Here is a 1,558-nt window from a genome sequence, read left to right as displayed (position 1 = left end):
TATCGCGCTTTAAGCCCTATTTTAGGGATTACAAGCCGCAGTTTGCATTGGCGATTTTGGGTATGGTGATGACGAGCGTGGCGACTGCTGCGAGCGCGAAGCTGGTCGAGCCCGTTTTAAATAAAATTTTCGTCGAAAAAAACGAGCCGTATCTCTACACGCTTCCGATCGCGATCATCGTGGTTTTTGCGATGAAAAGCGGCGGCGCGTTTATGCAAAACTACTTCACCGCCTTCATCGGTCAAGACACGGTGCGCCGCTTCCGCGATAGGCTCGTCGCAAGCCTCGTGCGGCTAGACGTGGATTTTTTCAACCGCTTCCGCACGGGCGAGCTCATCAGCCGCACGATCAACGACATCGAGCGCATCCGCGTCGTGGTTTCGAATATGATCCCCGATTTTTTCACGCAGATCATTACGATTTTAGGGCTTTTGGGCGTCGTGATCTATCAGAGCCCAAAGCTCTCTTTTTTCGCGCTCGTGGTCTTTCCGTGCGCGATATATCCACTCTCGCGCCTTGCAAAGCGGATGAAAAAAATTTCACGCGAGTCTCAAGAGAAAACATCCGATATCTCCTCGGCGCTCAGCCAAATTTACTCCAACATCGAAATCGTCAAAGCAAGCAACGCCGAGAGCTTTGAAGTGGAGAAATTTAATGCCGAAAACAGGAAATTTTTCGGTCTAAATTTAAAGGCGGTCGTAACGACGTGCCTGGTAAGCCCGATCATGGAGATGCTAGGCGCCGTGGGCATCGCCGTGGTGATCATCGTCGGAGGACAGGAGGTCATCGCGGGCCAGATGAGTATCGGCAGCTTTTTCAGCTTCCTTACGGCGCTTTTTATGGTCTACACCCCGATAAAAAAGGTCTCCTCGCTCTACAACAATATGCAAGACGCCATCGCAGCGAGCGAGCGGACGTTTGAGCTGATAGACTTGGAGCCTACGATCGTCGGAGGCGGCAAACAGATGGGCGAGATCGGCTCGGTGAGCTTTTGCGACGTGTCGCTAAACTACGGCGACAAGGCGGCGCTGAAAGATATAAGCTTCAGCGTCAAAAAGGGCGAAATTTTAGCGCTCGTCGGAAACAGCGGTGGCGGAAAAAGCTCGGTCGTGAACCTACTGATGCGCTTTTACGACGCAAGCAGCGGCAAAATTTTATTCAACGGCAACGACGAGATCGGCGAGTTTAGCATCCCTAGCCTGCGCGAAAACATCGGTCTCGTAAGCCAGCGCGTCTATATTTTTAACGACACGATCGCGCAAAACGTAAGCTACGGCGCGGAATTTAACGAGCAGCGCGTCATAGAAGCGCTTGGTCTCGCCAACGCCTATGAGTTCGTAAGCTCGATGAAGGATGGAATTTACACCGTGCTTAGCGAGTTCGGCGCAAATCTTAGCGGCGGGCAACGCCAGCGTATCGCCATCGCGCGCGCGCTGTATAAGGACCCGCAAATTTTAATCTTTGACGAGGCGACTTCGGCGCTGGATAACGCAAGCGAAAAGGAGATCTCAAACGTCATCGAAAAGATCAAACAAAGCAAAATCGTCTTTGTAATCGC

At 51.9% G+C, this 1,558-nt stretch carries 1 protein-coding gene; it reads left to right on the top strand.

The annotated features are described in order from the left end of the window. On the top strand, positions 1-1,558 hold a 1,558-nt coding region (locus Q0614_RS08075; RefSeq protein WP_298787899.1), incomplete at both ends, for an ABC transporter ATP-binding protein.

The organism is uncultured Campylobacter sp. (assembly GCF_937997595.1).
Lineage (GTDB): Bacteria > Campylobacterota > Campylobacteria > Campylobacterales > Campylobacteraceae > Campylobacter_B.
This window is presented reverse-complemented; position numbering and strand designations above follow the sequence as displayed.